The organism is Pseudomonas putida (genome assembly GCF_004357765.1).
GTDB classification, from domain to species: domain Bacteria; phylum Pseudomonadota; class Gammaproteobacteria; order Pseudomonadales; family Pseudomonadaceae; genus Aquipseudomonas; species Aquipseudomonas putida_U.
In genome coordinates, this window is the sequence record NZ_SMTE01000020.1 from 1 (window position 1) to 14,312 (window position 14,312).

The window sequence follows — 14,312 nt, forward strand, 5'->3', positions numbered from 1 at the left end:
ATGGTCCTTGTGGGAGCGGGCTTGTCCCGCGAATGGGGCGACGCGGTGAATGGCACCGGCTTCGCCGGTGTTCGCGGGACAAGCCCGCTCCCACTGAGCCAAGCTGATCAATGAGTTATGTTTTGTTCTATGAGAGCGGGCCTGCCGGTGAAGAGGCCGGTTCAGACGACCTCAACGATATAGAACACCTGCGCCCCCAGCCCCAGCTCATCATCGACCTTCTTGCCGACCAGCTGCTGCCCCAGTGGCGAGCGCGGCGTGATCACCGTCACCAGCCCATCGCCTTGGCCAATCTTCAGCCCCGCCGCCTCTGGGCCGAGGAACAGCCGCCGCCGCTCGCCCTGTTCATCTTCAAGGATCACCAGGTTGCTCACCTGCACACCCCGAGCGGGGTCGTAATCGCGTAACAGCAGTTGCTGATAGGTCAGTAGCGCCTGGCGGATCTCAGCCGTGCGCCGGGCCTGGCCGGTCGCCAGGTAGGAGGCTTCCAGGCCGAGGGTGTCGTACTTGTTCTCGGCGATGTTCTCTTCGGCGGTGGCCGCTTCGTACGCCGTCTGGGCCGCACGGCGTAGCACCTCCATATCGGCTTCGAGGGCAGTGACGATACCCTCGAGCAGGGTGACCTTGTCGATCATCGGTAGCAGAACTCCAGCACGTTGGCCTGACTCTTGTCGGTCGGCGCGGTACGGTTCTGCTGCAACCAGAACTGGCACTTGGGACTGTTCAGGTTGCGCGGGTTGCCTTGGGCGGCTTCGGCGGCTTGTTGCAGTTCCTGCTTGTGCAAGATGTCCTTGTAGCGTTCGAACATCTCGGCCTGGGCGTCGGCCGGTGCGGCGCTCGGCGTTACCGGACGGGCCAGGGAGGGCGCCACTACGGCAGCGACCGGCTGCGCCTGCTCGGGCCAGAAACGCAGGGCCAGCCATGCGCTCACGGCCACTGCCACGGCACCCAGCCACAGGCCAAGGGCCACGCAGAGGATCAGTTGCACGGGCTTGAGGGTAATCTTCAGTTCACGCGGGCGCGGCATGGCAGCCTCCTGGCAAGGCGGGTCGAGCGCTATTGTGGCATGGCCTCGGCTGGTTTTTTCAGAGGCAGTGCTTTAACCCAGGATAAATTATCCGCAGAATTCGCGGTTTACCTGAGGGGCAAGGGCGGGGCACTTGACATCCTCCCCGCACTAAAGTCCGGTATCTCGCGGAGAAAACCGATGAAAACCAGCTGGGACATCTTCTGCACGGTCGTCGATAACTATGGCGACATTGGCGTCACCTGGCGCCTGGCCCGGCAACTGGTGGCCGAGCATGACCTGGCGGTGCGCCTGTGGGTGGACGACCTGGGCGCCTTCGTGCCGCTGTGTCCAGGAGCCGATGCGAGCGCCGCGCAGCAGTGGCAGCAGGGCGTCGAAGTGCGCGCCTGGCCGGCCCCGTGGCAGCCAGCCGAGCCTGCCGACGTGGTCATCGGAGCGTTTGGTTGCCAATTGCCCGAGGCCTACATCGAGGCCCTGGCCCAGCGCCGCACGCCTGCGCTGTGGCTCAACCTCGAATACCTCAGTGCCGAGGACTGGGTCGAAGGCTGCCATGGTTTGCCATCGCCGCAGCCGGGCGGCCTGCGCAAGGTGTTCTTCTTCCCCGGTTTCACCGACAGGACTGGTGGGCTGCTGCGCGAAGGCACCTTGCTGACGCGCCGGGCCGCATTCGAAACCGAGCCGGGCCCGCGCGCCGCCTTTCTGGCCGGGCTCGGCGTGCAGCCCGAGGCCGGGGCGCGGCTGATCTCGCTGTTCGCTTACGAGAACGCGCAATTGGGCGGCTGGCTCGATGCCCTTGCCGAAGATGTCTGCCCCAGTCACCTGCTGGTGCCCCAGGGGCGTATCCTTGGTGACCTGTGTGCCTGGCTCGGCGAGGATTCACTGGCAGTGGGGGCATGCCGCGTGCGCGGTTCGTTGACCGTGCAGATCCTGCCCTTCGTCAGCCAGGACGACTACGACCGGCTGCTTTGGAGTTGCGACTTCAATGCCGTGCGCGGCGAGGATTCGTTCGTCCGCGCGCAGTGGGCAGGACGTCCGCTGCTGTGGCACATCTACGTCCAGGAAGAGAATGCCCACTGGGAAAAACTCGAAGCGTTCCTCAAGCTTTATCGCCAGGGGTTGTCGGAAACTGCCGGCGAGGCGTTGGTCGCGCTGTGGCGGGCCTGGAACATGCATCGCGACATGAACCCGGCCTGGCGCGCTGTGCTGACGCACTGGGACGAACTGCAGGCGCATGCCCGCCAATGGTGCGCCAATCAGGCCGCTCAGCCGGACCTTGCCATGAAGCTGGTACAGTTTTACCGAAATTGGCTATGATACGCGGCCTCGATTTTTATAAATCCATCCAGATTCGGATACTTCGTAATGAAAACTGGTAAAGAACTGAAACCCGGTACCGTACTGCGTATCGACAACGACCCGTGGCTGGTACAGAAAGCTGAGTTCACCAAGTCGGGCCGTAACAGCGCGATCATGAAGACCAAGCTGAAGAACCTGCTGACCGGCTACAAGACCGAAACCGTCTACGGTGCGGACGACAAGCTGGACGACGTGATCCTGGATCGCAAAGAAGCGACCCTGTCGTTCATCAACGGTGACGAATACACCTTCATGGACACCACCGACTACACCATGTACGAGCTGAACGCCGAAGACATCGAGGCCGTTCTGCCGTACATCGAAGAAGGCATGGAAGACGTCTGCGAAGCCGTGTTCTTCGAAGGCCGTCTGGTATCGGTAGAACTGCCGACCACCATCAGCCGCCAGGTCGTCTACACCGAGAACGCTGCTCGCGGCGACACCTCGGGCAAGGTGATGAAGCCTGCCAAGCTGAAGAACGGTACCGAGATCTCGGTTGCCGACTTCATCCAGATCGACGAGTGGATCGACATCGACACTCGCGACAACAGCTTCAAAGGCCGTTCCAAGAAGTAATTCTTCTTGCGACGAGCACGAAAAACCCGGCCTTGGCCGGGTTTTTTTGTGCCTGCGGTTTACACCGTCACGTGCAGTCGCACATCGACATTGCCGCGGGTGGCGTTGGAGTAAGGGCAAACCTGGTGCGCCTTTTCCACAAGTCCTTCGGCATCGGCCTGGGCCAGGCCCGGCAGGTTGATGTGCAGATCGATGTCCAGTCCGAAACCACCAGGAATCTGGCCGATACCCACCTTGGCGGTGATCGAGGCATCGGCGGGCAGGGCTTTTTTCTCCTGGCCGGCGACGAACTTCAGGGCGCCGATGAAGCAGGCCGAGTAACCGGCGGCGAACAGCTGCTCGGGGTTGGTGCCTTCACCGCCCGCGCCGCCCAGTTCCTTGGGGGTGCTGAGCTTGACTTCGAGCTTGCCGTCGCTGGCGCGGGATTTGCCGTCGCGCCCGCCAGTGGAGGTGGCTTCGGCGATGTACAGCGGAGTGACCTTTTGCATCTTGAGCCTCGTGAGTGTGCTGTGCGCCCGGGGTATCCGGACCGCTTCGGGTGAGTACGGGATTTAAATTAGCGCGCAATTAGTTAGTGCGCAAGATAAATATTCGACCGTTTGTCCGACGGCCATTTCACAGCGTAGTCGTCAGAGCTTTTTTTGCAGGTTGTCGCGCAGTTCGAGCAATTCTGCCTGCAGCTGGCGCAGGCGTTCGACGGATTTGCCGCTGGCTTCGAGGATGCACTGCGGTACGCGCTTGGCCTGCTCGCGCAGTGCCTGGCCCTTGTCGGTCAGTTGCACGAGCACCACGCGTTCATCTTCGCGGCTGCGCGTGCGCTTGAGCAGGCCTTCGCTTTCCAGGCGCTTGAGCAGCGGGGTCAGCGAGCCTGGATCGGTGAGCAGGCGCTGGCTGATCTCACCGACGGTGAGACCGTCCTGCTCCCACAGCACCAGCATCGCCAGGTATTGCGGGTAGGTCAGGCCCAAGGCCTGCAACAGCGGTTTGTAGACCTTGGTCATGAGCAACGAGGTCGAGTGCAGGGCGAAACAGACCTGGTTGTTCAGCAGCAGCTCGTCACAGGGGGCTTGTATGTCGGCGTTCATGCAGGTCCTTGAGTTCGATCAGATGAGAATCTAGCACGCTGAAGGTTGGCGCGCTCACTACCAACGTAATTCGCTGCGCAGCGCCAAGTCCCACGGCGGGACCGGGCTGAACCGGCTCTTGAGAAATTCGAGCAGCAAACGGCTGCGAGAGTTCGTTTCATGTTCCAGGCGCAGTGCATAGATGCCACTGTTCTCCGCTTCAGGCAGGCCGTTCTGGCAAAACAACGGCACCAACTCGCCGCGCAGCAAGTATTCGCTGACCAGCCAGGTGGGTAGGTGGGCGATGCCTAGGCCCCTGATCGCTCCGAACAGCAGGGTTTCGGCATTGTTGGCGGTCATGCGCATGCGCGTCGGCTTGTACAGCCGGGCTTGTCCGGCGACGTTGAAGCGCCAGGCGAACGGCGGCGCCAGGCCGGCCCAGTCGAGGCCGTCGTGGTCCGCCAGTTCGCTGGGGCAGCTCGGCATGCCGCGGCTGGCCAGGTAGGCGGGGCTGGCGCAGGCGATGCGTACCATGTAGGCCAATGGCGTGGCCACCAGGCGGGTATCGGCCAGGGGGCCGGCACGTAGCACCAGATCGACTTCGCCCAAGTGGCTGCCACGCAGGTCGACGAAGCTGTCGATCAGGCGAAGTTGCACGTCGAGACCCGGATAGGCTACCAGGAAGTCGGCGATCGCCGGAGCCAGGTGGCGGCGACCGAACGGGGCCGGCGCGTCGACCCGGATCAGGCCTTCCGGGGCGTTGCTCAGCGACACCGCCTCGGCACGGGCCAGGCGCAGCTCTTCGAGGATACGCCGAGCCCGTTCGGCGAATGCGTTGCCGGCCGGGGTAGCGCGCACGGCGTGGGTGCTGCGAGTGAACAGGCGACTGCCTACGGCCTGCTCCAGGCTGTCGATGCGCCGGGCCACGGCGGACGGCGTCAGTGGATGGCGGCGGGCCGCGGCGGAGAAGCTGCCGGTTTCCAGTACGTCGAGAAACAGACTCAACTGATCGGTGAGGGTATCGGGGTTCATGGGCTACCGTGCTTGTGCATGAAACGCAAAGCCATTGTGCGCTGCTGTGCGTTTCCCCGCCAGTTGGCAGTCGTTAGCATTGCTCGGATTGAAAGTACAGGCGGATGAGGCCCTGATGATCGAGTGGTTGATGTATATCGTGCTGGGCGCCGCCCTGGGGACCATGGGTGGCTTGTTCGGCATTGGCGGCGGGCTGATCGCCATCCCGGCGCTGGGTGTGTTGTTCGGCCTGGACCAGCAGGTCGCCCAAGGGACTGCGCTGGTGATGGTGGTGCCCAATGTGCTGCTGGCGTTGTGGCGCTATCACCAGCGCAATCGCATCGAATTGCGCCACGCCTTGCCGCTGTCGCTGTGCAGCCTGGTGTTCGCCTGGCTGGGGTCGCTCTTCGCAGTGGGGCTCGATGCCCACTCGATGCGGCTGGGGTTCGTCGGCTTCCTGGTAGCGCTGGCAGCATGGAACGTGGCGAGGATGTTCCTCAAGGTCGCCCCGGCCAGCAACGAGCTGCGCTATGCCTGGCCCTGGCTGGGGGTCTTGGGTAGCTTCGCCGGCGCCATGGGGGGCTTGTTCGGCGTGGGCGGGGCCGTGGTGGCCACGCCGATCCTGACCAGCGTATTCGGCACCACCCAGGTGGTGGCTCAAGGCTTGTCGTTGGCACTGGCCGCGCCGAGCACTTCGGTGACCCTGGTCACCTACGGCCTGCACCACAGTGTCGACTGGAGCATCGGGATCCCCTTGGCGGTCGGTGGTTTGCTGAGCATCAGCTGGGGGGTGAAGCTGGCTCATGCACTGCCGGAAAAGGTCTTGCGCGGGATGTTCTGCGTCTTCCTGGTGGTGTGCGCGGTGATGTTGGCTTACGAGCTTTGAGCGCACTGGCACGATCGCAGCCAAGCCGGCGCCGAGCGCCTTGGGTTCACTGGAATCCTTCGACGATGTAGTCGGCCATGCAATCAATGATCGGTGACTGGCTTTGCGAATTGCGCAGGAGCATCACATTGGCCATCGGTAGCTCCGGCAGCCCCTCGTTTTCCCCCAGGATGCGCACGTTGCCGCCAATCAGGCTCTGCAACTGCGCGGTCACCGCAAGCCCTGCCGTGACCACGGCGAAAATTGCCGCCAGGCTGGGGCTGGTGTAGGCAACGCGGTAATCGATACCTTGGGTTTCCAGCGCATTGCAGGTCCAGGCTCGGCAGAAGCAATCGGTGTTGAACAGCGCCAAGGGCATGGGCCGCTGCTCGTGGGGGCAGAAGCCTTCGGCGGCGGCCCAAACCAGTCGCTCCTGGCGCAACAACTGGCCGACCTCGTTGCCGGGTTCGCGGGTGACGATAGTCAGGTCCAGATCCTGGCGCAGCATCAATTGCTTCGACGAGTCGCAGTGCACCTCGACCTGCACCAGCGGGTAGGACTGGGCGAAGCTGGAAAGAATGGTCGGCAGGAAGCGCATGGCATAGTCGTCAGGCGTGCCGATGCGCACCAGTCCGACCATGTGCGGCATGCGCAGGGTATTGAACACCTCGCCGTGCAGCTTGAGGATGCGCCGGGCATAGCCCAACAACACTTGCCCTTCGGCGGTCAGGCGCACCTGGCGGCCGTCACGCAGGAACAGCTGGCGCTGCAGGATGTCCTCCTCCAGGCGCTTCATCTGCATACTCACCGCCGACTGGGTGCGGTTGACCACTTCCCCGGCGCGGGTGAAGCCGCCTTGCTCGGCGATGGCGACGAAGGTGCGCAGCACATCCGCGTCGAGGCTCTGGTACTGAGACATTGCATCAATCTCCGAGATGGATCGCATCAGAAACATTCGTTGGATTGATCTTAAGCCCAGGATGAAACTGAAGCCATCGAACACGGAGGGCTTCACGATGAAAGGTCATGTCAGCAGCATCCAACAACCTGCCTTCTCTTTTTCCCATCTGTGGCACAGGCTGCTTCAGCGCGTGACACGTTGGCAGCAGCTGTATCGCCAGCGGCGCGAACTGGCCAGCCTCGGCGATGAGACCTTGAAGGATCTGGGATTGAGTCGGGCGGACATCATGCAGGAAGCCGAGCGGCCGTTCTGGGATGATCCGCTGCGTAAATGAAGAGTTCGTCGATAGATTGTGGGTGTCTAGAAGATCGAGCGCCGCCCGCGCGGCGCTCGATATATGCGCCCCCACAACCCTCCAGCGCACACCCTCAAAACACCCGTCCCCCTAATCCCCCAAACCTCAGCGCCGAACTTGTTTCAAGGTCTCGGCAATCAGAAACGCCAGTTCCAGCGACTGATCGGCGTTCATGCGCGGGTCGCAGTGGGTGTGATAGCGATCGGACAAGGCATCTTCGGTGATCGGTCGCGCACCACCAATGCATTCGGTGACGTTCTGCCCGGTCATCTCGATGTGAATGCCACCGGCATGGCTGCCCTCGGCCTGGTGCACCTGGAAGAACTGCTTCACCTCGTCGAGGATCTGCGCGAAATCGCGAGTCTTGTAGCCGCTGCTGGCCTTGATGGTGTTGCCGTGCATCGGGTCGGAGCTCCACAGCACCTTGCGCCCCTCGCGCTCGACGGTGCGAATCAACCCGGGTAGATGGTCGCCGACCTTGCCGGCGCCCATGCGCACGATCAGGTTCAGGCGGCCAGGATCGTTGAGCGGGTTGAGGATGTCGATCAGGCGGATCAGCTCCTCGGGGTTCATGCTCGGGCCGACCTTGACGCCGATCGGGTTGTGCACGCCGCGCAGAAACTCGACATGGGCGCCGTCGAGCTGGCGGGTGCGGTCGCCGATCCACAGCATGTGCGCCGAGCAGTCGTAGTAGTCCCCGGTCAGGCTGTCACTGCGCACGAACGCTTCTTCATAGTTGAGCAGCAAGGCTTCGTGGGCGGTGAAGAAACTGGTTTCACGCAGTTGCGGGGCGCTGTCCAGGCCACAGGCGCGCATGAAGGCCAGGGTCTCGTCGATGCGGTTGGCCAATTGATGGTATTTGTCGGCCAGCGCCGAGTTGGCGATGAAGTCCAGGTTCCACTTGTGCACCTGGTGCAGGTCGGCAAAGCCACCCTGGGCGAAGGCGCGCAGCAGGTTGAGACTGGCAGTGGCCTGGTGGTAGGCCTGCAGCAGGCGATCCGGGTCGGGTACGCGGCTCTTGGCGTCGAAACCGATGCCGTTGACGATGTCGCCACGGTAGGCGGGCAGGGTGATGTCACCGATGGTCTCGTCGTTCGCCGAGCGCGGCTTGGCGAACTGGCCGGCCATGCGTCCGACCTTCACCACCGGGCAGCCGGCGGCGAAGGTCATGACGATGGCCATCTGCAACAGCACCTTGAAGGTGTCACGGATCTTTGCCGCAGAGAACTCGGCGAAGCTTTCCGCACAGTCGCCGCCCTGCAGCAGGAAGGCGCGGCCTTCGGTGACCTCGGCGAACTGTCGGCGCAACTCTCGCGCCTCGCCGGCGAACACCAGCGGCGGGTAACTGGCCAGGGTCTGCTCGACCCGCGCCAGGTGGGCGGCGTCGGGGTAGGTCGGTTGCTGCTGGATCGGCAGGGCGCGCCAGCTGTCGGGGCTCCACGGGTGGTTCATCACGGGCTCGATCAGGTAGAGGATAGGCTGACTGCCATGGTAACAGCCGGCGCTGTGCTTGTTGCATCCGGGGCGTTGACGGACAATGCGCGTTTTGCGCGGGCAGGTGGCGGGTCACATGGCGACGGAGCGGGAAGAGCGGCTGTTGGCGCGGGTCGAGGATGCCTTCGGCGTCATCAGCGTCTACGAGGTGGAGGACTATCGCTTTCTCGAATTCGGCGATGCCATCGAGCAGAGCTGTGTGTTCACCGCCGATCCCAGCTGGCTGGAGTACGACTACACCCGGGCGATGCTGGTCGGCGCGCTGTGCCACGAGCAGCCGGAGAGCGCCCTGTTCCTGGGGCTGGGCGCCGGTACCCTGACCCAGGCGTGCATGAAGTTCCTGCCCCTGGAGGACATCGAGGCCATCGAACTGCGCCCGGACGTGCCGCGCCTGGCCATGGAGTTTCTGGGTCTGGACGACGATCCGCGCCTGTACGTGCGTACCGGCGATGCCTTGGAGTTGCTGCCCACGGCGGAGAAGACCGACCTGTTGTTCGTCGACCTCTACACCGACCACGGCCCAGGCGTCGGGCATCTGGCCTGGGGCTTCCTGGAAAACTGTCAGAAGCAGCTCAACGCCGGTGGCTGGCTGGTGATCAACCAGTGGGCCGGCGACGATGGACGGCCGCTCGGGGCGGCGCTGCTGCGCGGCTTGTACCATCGGCATTACTGGGAGCTGCCGGTGAAGGAGGGCAATGTGATCCTGCTGGTGCCCGCGGATCTGGAGCAGCAGTTGGACCTGGACGGCCTGCGGGCACGGGCCGCGGCCTTGGCGCCGCGGTTGGGGTACAGCCTTGAAGGCCTGATTCGGGAGATTCGGCCGGCTAGCTGACAGACCGCATCGTCCCTTTCGCGGGCAAGCCCGCTCCCACAGGGACGGCGTCGCTTCTGAAACGAGCGATGATCCTGTGGGAGCGGGCTTGCCCGCGAAGGGGACGACGCAGTATTTCAAAAATGAATCGTTTCAGCGACCTAGAGCGGAAGCTGCGATCATGGCCGGTAACCGCAAAAAATTTCCTCACTGTCTCCGCCCAATTCAGGTATAGTACGCGCCGGTCTTTTAGCGGACCTCAAAATCAGGTGGTGCAAATCCTCCGAGTCCAGCTTCGGCTGCGCGTCCGCTAGGCGGACCTTCCCAAGTTTTTCTTTTTCAATCGTTTTCGCAAATCCCCGCCGCCAAAGCTGCCTGGGTGACCTTCTGGTCTTTCAAGGCATGTGCAGCTTTGGAGCATGGGTCTTTGCGGATGCACCTAGAGGCAGACCCATGACCCAGGAAACCGGCGGCTTCGCCGCTCTCGATCTTAATCCGAACATTGTTGCCGCCGTTCTGGCTACCGGCTACGAAGAGCCGTCGGCCATTCAGCAACAATCGATCCCGATCATCCTCGCCGGTCACGACATGATCGGCCAGGCGCAGACTGGCACCGGCAAGACCGCTGCCTTCGCCCTGCCGATCCTCAACAAGATCGATGTGAGCAAGCGCGAACCGCAAGCCCTGATCCTGGCGCCAACCCGTGAGTTGGCGCTGCAAGTAGCCACCGCTTTCGAAACCTACGCCAAGCAGATGCCGGGCGTGAACGTGGTGGCCGTATACGGTGGTGCCCCGATGGGCCCACAGCTGCGTGCCATCCGTAACGGCGCGCAAATCGTCGTGGCTACCCCGGGCCGTCTCTGCGACCACCTGCGTCGCGACGAGAAAGTCCTGTCCACCGTGCAGTACCTGGTACTGGACGAAGCCGACGAAATGCTCAAGCTGGGCTTCATGGACGACCTCGAAGTGATCTTCGATGCCATCCCGGCCAGCCGCCAGACCGTGCTGTTCTCCGCCACCCTGCCGTCGTCGATCCGCTCGATCGCCGAGCGTCACCTGCGCGAGCCCAAGCACGTCAAGATCCAGAGCAAGACCCAGACCGTCACCGCGATCGACCAGGCCCACCTGATGGTCCACGCCGACCAGAAGATCCCGGCTGTGCTGCGTCTGCTGGAAGTCGAGGAATTTGACGCGCTGATCGCCTTCGTGCGAACCAAGCAAGCCACCCTGGACCTGGCTGCCGCGCTGGAAGCCAAAGGTTACAAGGCTGCCGCGCTGAACGGTGACATCGCCCAGAACCAGCGTGAGCGCGTCATCGACTCGCTCAAGGATGGTCGCCTGGACATCGTCGTCGCCACCGACGTCGCTGCCCGTGGTCTGGACGTACCGCGCATCACCCACGTGTTCAACGTCGACATGCCGTACGACCCAGAGTCCTACGTGCACCGTATTGGCCGTACCGGTCGTGCCGGTCGTGAAGGCCGTGCGCTGCTGTTGGTCACCCCGCGTGAGCGCCGCATGCTGCAGGTGATCGAGCGTGTCACCGGGCAGAAGGTCGCTGAGGCGCGCCTGCCGAATGCCCAGGCCGTGCTGGATGCCCGTATCAAGAAGTTGACCTCGAGCCTGGCGCCGCTGGTCGCTGAAGCCGAAGCCACCCACGGCGAGCTGTTCGACCGTCTGACTGCCGACCTCGGTTGCAGTGCCCGTGCCCTGGCTTCGGCCCTGCTGCGCAAAGCCACCAATGGCCAGGCCCTGGACCTGCCGTCGGTCGAGCGCGAGCAGCCGCTGGTGCCGACCTTCACGCCGCGCGAGCGCAGCGGTGATCGTGGCGATCGCAGCGAGCGTGGTGACCGTGAGCGTCGTGCGCCGATGCCGCTGGCCGAAGGCCGCGTGCGTTGCCGTACTGCCCTCGGTGCCCGTGATGGCATCGCCGCCAAGAACCTGCTGGGCGCGATCCTCAACGAGGGTGGCCTGGCACGTGATGCCATCGGCCGCATCCAGGTGCGCGACAGCTTCAGCCTGATCGAGCTGCCGGAAGATGGCCTGGAGCGTCTGTTGTCCAAGCTCAAGGACACCCGCGTGGCAGGCAAGCAGTTGAAGCTGCGTCGCTACCGCGAGGATTGATCCTGGCGCAATGAAAAAATCCCCGGCCTAGGTCGGGGATTTTTTTGCCTTTTTGGGGCTGCTTCGCAGCCCATCGCGGCACAAGGCCGCTCCTACAGGTACTGCGCTGCGACTGAAGGAGCGGCCTTGCGCTTCGGCAATCGTCAGTCGAACCGATAGATATCCATTCCCAGCGCGCCCAGGGTGAAGCCCTGGTGCACCACCCCGAACCTGTCCCCAGCCCCGAGGGCGAAGAACAGTGGCAGCAAATGCTCGTCGCTGGGGTGGTTGCGCCGTGCAAACGGCGCCTGCTGGCGATAATCGAGCAGCGCTGCCTGGTCGTTTTCCGTCAGGCGTTCTACCACCCAGTCACGAAACGCCAGCGCCCAAGGCTCGATCACATCCGGCCCGGCATGCCAGTCCAGTTCGCCCAGGTTGTGGGTGATGCTGCCCGAACCGATCAGCAGGATGCCTTGGTCGCGCAAGCCTGCCAGGGCCTGCCCGACCTTGACCTGCAGGGCCGGCCCCAGGCGGCTTGGCAGCGATACCTGGATCACCGGAATGTCGGCCTGTGGATACATCAACGACAACGGCACCCAGGCGCCATGGTCGAAGGGCCTTTGCGCATCCAGGCGCGCCGGCAGGCCGGCCTCCTTGAGTCGGTCACTCACCTGGGCAGCCAACTGTGGCTCGCCTGGTGCCGGGTACTGCACCGCATATAGCGCTGCGGGGAAGCCGTAGAAGTCATGCCAGGTCTCTGGCTGGGCGGCAGCGGTCACCAGCAGCTCCTGGCTCTCCCAGTGCGCCGAGACCACCACGATCGCCTTCGGCCTCGGCAGGGCATTGGCCAGACCGGCCAGCGCCGGCCCGCTGGCCCCGGGTTGCAAGGCGAGCATGGGCGAGCCATGGGAAATGAACAGGCTGGGAAGCATGATGGCGGTCCTGAGGTTTAAGATGTGATTATCTTCGGTCAGCTACCGATCGAAATCCAAATCAAGATTTACCCTTAATCCATCGAAAAATCGGGAGTGATCATGGAGCCAGCGTTCTGGCAGAAACGGTGGGCCGATAACCAGATCGGTTTTCACCGCGAAGACGTCAACCCCTTTCTAGAGGCCCACTGGCGCACCCTTGCGCTGGCCTCCGGCGCGCGGATTCTGGTGCCGTTGTGTGGCAAAAGCGTGGACATGGCCTGGTTGGCGGGGCAGGGCTACCGGGTGCTGGGCGTGGAGCTTTCGCGCCGTGCGGTCGAAGACTTCTTCGGCGAGCAGGGGTTGCAGGCCGAAGTCACCGTGCAGGGCGCATTCGAAGTCTGGCGTAGCGGTGACGTGGAAGTCTGGTGCGGCGATTTCTTCGACTTGCGGGCGCAGGATGCTGGCGACTGTTTCGGGCTTTATGACCGGGCGGCGTTGATCGCCCTGCCAGCAGAGATGCGCGAACGCTACATGGCGCATCTGTCGGCGTTGCTGCCGGCGGGGTGCCAAGGGCTGTTGTTGACCATGGATTACGACCAGCAGCTGCTCGATGGGCCGCCGTTTGCGGTGGCCGATGGCGAGGTGAGGCGAGGGTACGCAGGGGGTAATGTTCAGGTGCTGGATGAGCGGGAAGTGATCGGGGAAAGCCCGAAATTCCTCCAGGCTGGGGTGCCCAGTGTGGTGGAGCGGGTGTATCGGGTCGGTTTCTGAGCTTGTCTGTGCTGGCCCTTTCGCTGGCAGACAAACAACAAGGGCGACCGAAGTCGCCCTTGTTTGCATCACACGGCCCATCAACCGCGGCGGCGCAGGGCCTCGATGCGGTCTTCCAGTGGCGGGTGGCTCATCAGCAGGCCGGCCAGGCCATGCTTGAGGCCGCCATTGATGCCGAACGCCTTGAGGGTGTCGGGCATGTGCACGGGCAGTCCCTGTTCCACGCGCAGGCGCTGCAGGGCGCCGATCATCGCAGCGGTGCCGGCCAGGGTGGCGCCGGCTTCGTCAGCGCGGTACTCGCGGCGGCGCGAGAACCACATGACGATCATGCTGGCCAGGATGCCGAGCACCAGTTCGGCGATGATGGTCGCCACGTAGTAGGCGATACCCTGGCCTTCTTCGTTCTTGAAGATCACCTTGTCGACGAAGTTGCCGATGATGCGGGCGAAGAACATCACGAAGGTGTTCACCACGCCCTGCACCAGCGCCAGGGTGACCATGTCGCCGTTGGCCACGTGGCCGATCTCGTGGGCCAGTACCGCGCGCACTTCATCGGGCGAGAAGCGCTCTAGCAGGCCCTGGGACACTGCTACCAAGGCGTCGTTGCGGTTCCAGCCGGTGGCGAAGGCGTTGGCCTCGTAGGCCGGGAAGATACCGACTTCCGGCATGCGGATGCCGGCTTCGCGGGACAGCTCCTCGACGGTTTGCAGCAGCCACTGCTCGTGGCGGGTGCGCGGTTGGCTGATGATCTGGGTGCCGGTGGTCATCTTCGCCATCCACTTGGAGATGAACAGCGAGACGAGCGAACCGGCGAAGCCGAACACGGCGCAGAAGACCAGCAGGCGGCCGAGATCAAGGTCGATCCCATTGGCGGCCATGAACCCATTGAAGCCGAACAGGCTCAGGGTAATGCTTGCAACCAGCACCACCGCGAGGTTGGTGGCTACAAACAACAGAATGCGCATCATGGTTGTCACGTTCTCCTGACGGAAGGGTTTGTTGCGTACTGCGGGGTATATAAGGGGCCGGTGGCGCAGATTCAATGCGCCGACTATTTCAAACTG

General features: G+C 63.4%; 15 protein-coding genes and 1 pseudogene. 7 read left to right on the forward strand and 9 right to left on the reverse strand.

The annotated features are described in order from the left end of the window. Positions 1-161 precede the first annotated feature (161 nt). Together E2H86_RS23715 and E2H86_RS23720 are read right to left on the reverse strand one after the other, a co-directional pair. The gene (locus E2H86_RS23715; RefSeq protein WP_397466359.1) at positions 162-632 is read right to left on the reverse strand and encodes a GreA/GreB family elongation factor; all 471 of its coding nucleotides are present in this window, start codon (positions 630-632) and stop codon (positions 162-164) included. Next, positions 632-1,027: a hypothetical protein gene (locus tag E2H86_RS23720; protein WP_133331951.1), complete on the reverse strand. Its 396-nt coding sequence runs from the start codon at positions 1,025-1,027 to the stop codon at positions 632-634. The genes E2H86_RS23715 and E2H86_RS23720 overlap by 1 nt, the downstream gene beginning before the upstream one ends. Positions 1,028-1,207: 180 nt before the next feature. Between E2H86_RS23720 and earP the strand changes: the two genes are divergently transcribed. Both earP and efp read left to right on the forward strand, forming a co-directional pair. After that, entirely contained in the window at positions 1,208-2,341 is a 1,134-nt protein-coding gene (gene earP, locus E2H86_RS23725) for an elongation factor P maturation arginine rhamnosyltransferase EarP (protein WP_133331952.1), read from the forward strand. Between the two features lie 48 nt (positions 2,342-2,389). Next, positions 2,390-2,959, forward strand: coding sequence for an elongation factor P (gene efp, locus E2H86_RS23730; protein ID WP_013971530.1), 570 nt, complete (start codon positions 2,390-2,392; stop codon positions 2,957-2,959). Between the two features lie 59 nt (positions 2,960-3,018). Here efp and E2H86_RS23735 read toward each other — a convergent pair whose 3' ends face one another. The 3 genes from E2H86_RS23735 to E2H86_RS23745 form a co-directional block, all read right to left on the reverse strand. Then, positions 3,019-3,447, reverse strand: a complete 429-nt coding sequence (locus tag E2H86_RS23735; RefSeq protein ID WP_133331953.1) for an organic hydroperoxide resistance protein — start codon at positions 3,445-3,447, stop codon at positions 3,019-3,021. A 141-nt stretch (positions 3,448-3,588) separates the two neighbouring features. Further along, positions 3,589-4,044 carry a MarR family winged helix-turn-helix transcriptional regulator gene (locus tag E2H86_RS23740; RefSeq protein WP_133331954.1) on the reverse strand — a complete coding sequence of 152 codons (456 nt, stop codon included), beginning with the start codon at positions 4,042-4,044 and terminating at the stop codon, positions 3,589-3,591. Positions 4,045-4,101: 57 nt separating this feature from the next. Next, positions 4,102-5,055, reverse strand: a complete 954-nt coding sequence (locus tag E2H86_RS23745) for a LysR family transcriptional regulator (protein ID WP_133331955.1) — start codon at positions 5,053-5,055, stop codon at positions 4,102-4,104. A 115-nt stretch (positions 5,056-5,170) separates the two neighbouring features. Between E2H86_RS23745 and E2H86_RS23750 the strand changes: the two genes are divergently transcribed. Further along, positions 5,171-5,920 (forward strand): sulfite exporter TauE/SafE family protein, encoded by a 750-nt coding sequence (locus E2H86_RS23750; RefSeq protein ID WP_133331956.1) that lies wholly within the window; start codon positions 5,171-5,173, stop codon positions 5,918-5,920. Positions 5,921-5,966: 46 nt separating this feature from the next. Here E2H86_RS23750 and E2H86_RS23755 read toward each other — a convergent pair whose 3' ends face one another. Next, complete coding sequence (locus tag E2H86_RS23755) at positions 5,967-6,818, reverse strand: LysR substrate-binding domain-containing protein (protein ID WP_133331957.1); 852 nt, start codon at positions 6,816-6,818, stop codon at positions 5,967-5,969. A gap of 97 nt (positions 6,819-6,915) precedes the next feature. Between E2H86_RS23755 and E2H86_RS23760 the strand changes: the two genes are divergently transcribed. Then, the gene (locus tag E2H86_RS23760; protein ID WP_133331958.1) at positions 6,916-7,134 is read left to right on the forward strand and encodes a DUF1127 domain-containing protein; all 219 of its coding nucleotides are present in this window, start codon (positions 6,916-6,918) and stop codon (positions 7,132-7,134) included. Positions 7,135-7,260: 126 nt separating this feature from the next. Here the strand turns inward: E2H86_RS23760 and E2H86_RS23765 are convergent, their stop codons facing one another. Further along, positions 7,261-8,607 carry a class II 3-deoxy-7-phosphoheptulonate synthase gene (locus E2H86_RS23765; protein WP_133331959.1) on the reverse strand — a complete coding sequence of 449 codons (1,347 nt, stop codon included), beginning with the start codon at positions 8,605-8,607 and terminating at the stop codon, positions 7,261-7,263. Between the two features lie 118 nt (positions 8,608-8,725). On the opposite strand from E2H86_RS23765, the gene E2H86_RS23770 reads away from it, so the two are divergent. Beyond that, positions 8,726-9,481: a spermidine synthase gene (locus E2H86_RS23770; RefSeq protein ID WP_133331960.1), complete on the forward strand. Its 756-nt coding sequence runs from the start codon at positions 8,726-8,728 to the stop codon at positions 9,479-9,481. 398 nt (positions 9,482-9,879) lie between these two features. Beyond that, positions 9,880-11,584 (forward strand): annotated as a pseudogene (locus E2H86_RS23780) (DEAD/DEAH box helicase). Positions 11,585-11,727: 143 nt separating this feature from the next. On the opposite strand, the gene E2H86_RS23785 reads toward E2H86_RS23780, so the two are convergent. After that, complete coding sequence (locus tag E2H86_RS23785) at positions 11,728-12,495, reverse strand: DODA-type extradiol aromatic ring-opening family dioxygenase (protein WP_133331963.1); 768 nt, start codon at positions 12,493-12,495, stop codon at positions 11,728-11,730. Positions 12,496-12,597: 102 nt separating this feature from the next. Between E2H86_RS23785 and E2H86_RS23790 the strand changes: the two genes are divergently transcribed. Then, the gene (locus E2H86_RS23790; protein ID WP_133331964.1) at positions 12,598-13,248 is read left to right on the forward strand and encodes a thiopurine S-methyltransferase; all 651 of its coding nucleotides are present in this window, start codon (positions 12,598-12,600) and stop codon (positions 13,246-13,248) included. Positions 13,249-13,328: 80 nt separating this feature from the next. On the opposite strand, the gene htpX is transcribed toward E2H86_RS23790, so the two are convergent. Further along, positions 13,329-14,216, reverse strand: a complete 888-nt coding sequence (htpX, locus tag E2H86_RS23795; RefSeq protein WP_133331965.1) for a protease HtpX — start codon at positions 14,214-14,216, stop codon at positions 13,329-13,331. Between the last annotated feature and the right edge of the window lie 96 nt (positions 14,217-14,312).

Excerpts from the sequence above, each read along its gene's own strand:
- E2H86_RS23745 (WP_133331955.1), bottom strand. The coding sequence starts at position 5,055 with ATGAACCCCGATACCCTCACCGATCAGTTGAGTCTGTTTCTCGACGTA.
- E2H86_RS23740 (WP_133331954.1), bottom strand. The coding sequence starts at position 4,044 with ATGAACGCCGACATACAAGCCCCCTGTGACGAGCTGCTGCTGAACAAC.
- htpX (WP_133331965.1), bottom strand. The coding sequence starts at position 14,216 with ATGATGCGCATTCTGTTGTTTGTAGCCACCAACCTCGCGGTGGTGCTG.
- E2H86_RS23765 (WP_133331959.1), bottom strand. The coding sequence starts at position 8,607 with ATGAACCACCCGTGGAGCCCCGACAGCTGGCGCGCCCTGCCGATCCAG.
- earP (WP_133331952.1), top strand. The coding sequence starts at position 1,208 with ATGAAAACCAGCTGGGACATCTTCTGCACGGTCGTCGATAACTATGGC.
- E2H86_RS23750 (WP_133331956.1), top strand. The coding sequence starts at position 5,171 with ATGATCGAGTGGTTGATGTATATCGTGCTGGGCGCCGCCCTGGGGACC.
- E2H86_RS23760 (WP_133331958.1), top strand. The coding sequence starts at position 6,916 with ATGAAAGGTCATGTCAGCAGCATCCAACAACCTGCCTTCTCTTTTTCC.
- E2H86_RS23785 (WP_133331963.1), bottom strand. The coding sequence starts at position 12,495 with ATGCTTCCCAGCCTGTTCATTTCCCATGGCTCGCCCATGCTCGCCTTG.
- E2H86_RS23735 (WP_133331953.1), bottom strand. The coding sequence starts at position 3,447 with ATGCAAAAGGTCACTCCGCTGTACATCGCCGAAGCCACCTCCACTGGC.
- E2H86_RS23755 (WP_133331957.1), bottom strand. The coding sequence starts at position 6,818 with ATGTCTCAGTACCAGAGCCTCGACGCGGATGTGCTGCGCACCTTCGTC.
- E2H86_RS23790 (WP_133331964.1), top strand. The coding sequence starts at position 12,598 with ATGGAGCCAGCGTTCTGGCAGAAACGGTGGGCCGATAACCAGATCGGT.
- E2H86_RS23720 (WP_133331951.1), bottom strand. The coding sequence starts at position 1,027 with ATGCCGCGCCCGCGTGAACTGAAGATTACCCTCAAGCCCGTGCAACTG.
- efp (WP_013971530.1), top strand. The coding sequence starts at position 2,390 with ATGAAAACTGGTAAAGAACTGAAACCCGGTACCGTACTGCGTATCGAC.
- E2H86_RS23770 (WP_133331960.1), top strand. The coding sequence starts at position 8,726 with ATGGCGACGGAGCGGGAAGAGCGGCTGTTGGCGCGGGTCGAGGATGCC.